This is a genomic window from Roseateles sp. (genome assembly GCF_965262435.1).
Classification (GTDB): domain Bacteria; phylum Pseudomonadota; class Gammaproteobacteria; order Burkholderiales; family Burkholderiaceae_C; genus Paucibacter_A.
On the sequence record NZ_OZ253537.1, the window covers coordinates 1 to 5000 of the forward strand.

Annotated in this window: 3 rRNA genes; all 3 read right to left on the reverse strand. The window is 50.5% G+C overall.

Going from position 1 to position 5000, the window contains the following annotated elements:
* Positions 1-1148, reverse strand: a 16S ribosomal RNA gene (locus ACQY39_RS00005); the annotation flags it as partial.
* 361 nt (positions 1149-1509) lie between these two features.
* Positions 1510-1622, reverse strand: a 5S ribosomal RNA gene (rrf, locus tag ACQY39_RS00010).
* Positions 1623-1860: 238 nt separating this feature from the next.
* A 23S ribosomal RNA gene (locus ACQY39_RS00015) occupies positions 1861-4741 on the reverse strand.
* Positions 4742-5000: the final 259 nt, after the last annotated feature.

Consider the following 5000-nt stretch of genomic DNA (forward strand, 5'->3'; position numbering starts at 1 on the left):
CACCGGCAGTCTCATTAGAGTGCCCTTTCGTAGCAACTAATGACAAGGGTTGCGCTCGTTGCGGGACTTAACCCAACATCTCACGACACGAGCTGACGACGGCCATGCAGCACCTGTGTCTAGGTTCTCTTTCGAGCACTCCCAAATCTCTTCAGGATTCCTAGCATGTCAAGGGTAGGTAAGGTTTTTCGCGTTGCATCGAATTAAACCACATCATCCACCGCTTGTGCGGGTCCCCGTCAATTCCTTTGAGTTTCAACCTTGCGGCCGTACTCCCCAGGCGGTCAACTTCACGCGTTAGCTACGTTACTGAGAAGAAACCCTCCCAACAACCAGTTGACATCGTTTAGGGCGTGGACTACCAGGGTATCTAATCCTGTTTGCTCCCCACGCTTTCGTGCATGAGCGTCAGTACAGGTCCAGGGGATTGCCTTCGCCATCGGTGTTCCTCCGCATATCTACGCATTTCACTGCTACACGCGGAATTCCATCCCCCTCTACCGTACTCTAGCCATGCAGTCACAAATGCAGTTCCCAGGTTGAGCCCGGGGATTTCACATCTGTCTTGCATAACCGCCTGCGCACGCTTTACGCCCAGTAATTCCGATTAACGCTTGCACCCTACGTATTACCGCGGCTGCTGGCACGTAGTTAGCCGGTGCTTATTCTTCAGGTACCGTCATTAGCCCACTGTATTAGAGCGAGCCGTTTCTTCCCTGACAAAAGCGGTTTACAACCCGAAGGCCTTCTTCCCGCACGCGGCATGGCTGGATCAGACTTGCGTCCATTGTCCAAAATTCCCCACTGCTGCCTCCCGTAGGAGTCTGGGCCGTGTCTCAGTCCCAGTGTGGCTGGTCGTCCTCTCAGACCAGCTACAGATCGTTGCCTTGGTGGGCTTTTACCCCACCAACTAGCTAATCTGATATCGGCCGCTCCAATTGCGCGAGGTCTTGCGATCCCCCGCTTTCACCCTCAGGTCTCATGCGGTATTAGCCACTCTTTCGAGTAGTTATCCCCCACAACTGGGCACGTTCCGATATATTTCTCACCCGTTCGCCACTCGTCAGCTTAACCTGTTACCGTTCGACTTGCATGTGTAAGGCATGCCGCCAGCGTTCAATCTGAGCCAGGATCAAACTCTACAGTTCGATCTTGATTTACTCAACGGAATCGACTTAAACCTCAAACTCACTTTTACATGAGCCTGCATAGTTCAAATCTATTTTCCGTGAGCGTTTAAAGTCTAAGAGACTTGAATACAGTCGCCTGCATTCAGCACTCATCTTCAAACGCCCACGCTTATCGGCTGTTAATTTTTAAAGAACCAAGAGAACCGAAGCTCATCTTGCGCAAGCCAGACTCTCATCTGATCTTGCCGCCGTCAACTTGCGTCAACAGCACAGAAGCGAGATTATGACTGATGTTTTTACTATCGTCAACACCTATTGCAGCGATTTTCATCAGCCCGCAACTTCTGTCTTGCTCCATGCCAGGCCAGAGTAAATATTAGCCTGACGATGACCTACTTTCACACGGGAACCCGCACTATCATCGGCGCTGAGGCATTTCACTGTCCTGTTCGGGATGGGAAGGAGTGGGACCGCCTCGCTATGGTCATCAGGCTTAACTGGTTGGCTTCTTGTTGATTTTTAAATCAACAACAAACCCAATTTGTAGAGTTGCGCAGTATACCCGAGTATCTCGGGTATTGCACTTCGAATCAGCTTTGATTTTGATTGCGTTCACACGTTCAATTGAATGAACAGACTTCTGAAGAACAACATAACTTGCATTGACGACTCAATAGTCCTTGTCCGGCTCAGTGATCGACTCGCGTCGCTCACGAACTGTCAAAGTTATAGGGTCAAGCCTCACGGGCAATTAGTACTGGTTAGCTTAACGCATTACTGCGCTTCCACACCCAGCCTATCAACGTCCTGGTCTCGAACGACCCTTCAGGGGGCTCTAGGCCCCGGCAAGACTCATCTTGAGACGAGTTTCCCGCTTAGATGCTTTCAGCGGTTATCTCTTCCGCACTTAGCTACTCGGCGATGCCACTGGCGTGACAACCGATACACCAGAGGTGCGTCCACTCCGGTCCTCTCGTACTAGGAGCAGGCTCTCTCAATCTTGCAGCGCCCACGGAAGATAGGGACCAAACTGTCTCACGACGTTTTAAACCCAGCTCACGTACCTCTTTAAATGGCGAACAGCCATACCCTTGGGACCGGCTACAGCCCCAGGATGAGATGAGCCGACATCGAGGTGCCAAACACCGCCGTCGATATGAACTCTTGGGCGGTATCAGCCTGTTATCCCCAGAGTACCTTTTATCCGTTGAGCGATGGCCCTTCCATACAGAACCACCGGATCACTTTGTCCTACTTTCGTACCTGCTCGACTTGTCAGTCTCGCAGTCAAGCACGCTTATGCCAATGCACTATCAACACGATTTCCGACCGTATTTAGCGTACCTTCGAACTCCTCCGTTACACTTTGGGAGGAGACCGCCCCAGTCAAACTGCCCACCATACACTGTCCCCAATCCCGATAAGGGACCAAGGTTAGAACCTCAAACACACCAGGGTGGTATTTCAACGTTGGCTCCATGAGAACTAGCGTCCTCACTTCAAAGCCTCCCACCTATCCTACACAGATCTGTTCAAAGTCCAATGTAAAGCTACAGTAAAGGTTCATGGGGTCTTTCCGTCTTTCCGCGGGGAGATTGCATCATCACAAACATTTCAACTTCGCTGAGTCTCTGGAGGAGACAGTGTGGCCATCATTACTCCATTCGTGCAGGTCGGAACTTACCCGACAAGGAATTTCGCTACCTTAGGACCGTTATAGTTACGGCCGCCGTTTACTGGGACTTCAGTCAAGAGCTTGCACCCCATCATTTAATCTTCCAGCACCGGGCAGGAGTCACACCCTATACGTCGACTTTCGTCTTTGCAGAGTGCTGTGTTTTTAATAAACAGTTGCAGCCACCGATTCTCTGCGGCCCCATTCTGCTCACCAAGTCAATGGATCACATACTAGAGGCACACCTTCTTCCGAAGTTACGGTGTCAATTTGCCGAGTTCCTTCTCCAGAGTTCTCTCAAGCGCCTTAGAATACTCATCTCGCGCACCAGTGTCGGTTTGCGGTACGGTCGTCAATAGCTGAAGCTTAGTGGCTTTTCCTGGAAGCAGGGTATCACTCACTTCGTCTGCAAGCAGACTCGTTATCACGCCTCATCTAATTCCCCCGGATTTGCCTAAGGGATACGACTACACGCTTGAACCAACTATTCCAACAGTTGGCTGAGCTAACCTTCTCCGTCCCCACATCGCACTATTGATCGGTACAGGAATATTTACCTGTTTCCCATCAGCTACGCATCTCTGCCTCGCCTTAGGGGCCGACTCACCCTACGCCGATGAACGTTGCGTAGGAAACCTTGCGCTTTCGGCGAGGGGGCTTTTCACCCCCTTTAACGCTACTCATGTCAGCATTCGCACTTCTGATACCTCCAGCAGGCTTCACAACCCACCTTCACAGGCTTACAGAACGCTCTCCTACCACGTGCAATAAATTGCACATCCGCAGCTTCGGTAACTGGCTTAGCCCCGTTACATCTTCCGCGCAGGACGACTCGATCAGTGAGCTATTACGCTTTCTTTAAATGATGGCTGCTTCTAAGCCAACATCCTGACTGTTTTAGCCTTCCCACTTCGTTTCCCACTTAGCCAATTTTGGGGACCTTAGCTGGCGGTCTGGGTTGTTTCCCTCTTGAGTCCGGACGTTAGCACCCGGTGCTCTGTCTCCCAAGCTGTACTCATCGGTATTCGGAGTTTGCAATGGTTTGGTAAGTCGCCATGACCCCCTAGCCATAACAGTGCTCTACCCCCGATGGTAATACTTGAGGCACTACCTAAATAGTTTTCGGAGAGAACCAGCTATTTCCAAGTTTGTTTAGCCTTTCACCCCTATCCACAGCTCATCCGCTAATTTTGCAACATTAGTCGGTTCGGACCTCCAGCACCTGTTACGGTACCTTCATCCTGGCCATGGATAGATCACTTGGTTTCGGGTCTACACCCAGCGACTAATTCGCCCTATTCGGACTCGATTTCTCTACGGCTTCCCTATTCGGTTAACCTCGCCACTGAATGTAAGTCGCTGACCCATTATACAAAAGGTACGCAGTCACCCTTGCGGGCTCCTACTTTTTGTATGCATACGGTTTCAGGATCTATTTCACTCCCCTCCCGGGGTTCTTTTCGCCTTTCCCTCACGGTACTAGTTCACTATCGGTCGATTACGAGTATTTAGCCTTGGAGGATGGTCCCCCCATATTCAGACAGGATTTCTCGTGTCCCGCCCTACTTGTCTTACGCTTAGTTCCACACCGCAGCATTTCTCATACGGGGCTATCACCCGCTATGGCCGGACTTTCCATTCCGTTCTGATATACACGATGCTAAAACGTAAAGGCTACTCCAATTTCGCTCGCCGCTACTTTCGGAATCTCGGTTGATGTCTTTTCCTCGAGCTACTGAGATGTTTCAGTTCACCCGGTTCGCCACAATGACCTATGTATTCAGTCAGAGTTACCCCTCGCGGGGTGGGTTTCCCCATTCAGAAATCTCCGGATCAAAGCTAATTTGCCAGCTCCCCGAAGCTTATCGCAGGCTATCACGTCTTTCGTCGCCTGTAATCGCCTAGGCATCCACCATATGCACTTAGTCACTTGACCCTATAACTTTGACAGCGCTGACGGCACTGTCGGTCAAGAACTCGTACAGACCCCATTCATGAGTCCATACGTTTATTGAGTATTTACGCGTTACGCCGTTCTTCATACCTAAACAATTTCTTGCTCAGTTGAAGTCTTGTGTTTGACGCAATCAAAATGTTGCCGACGGCACGGTGTCTAGCCCCTCAAATCCGAAGATTCGCGAAGAAACTAAACTTTCCGTCGACAACGCTGATTCGACTCTACAAATTGTTAAAGA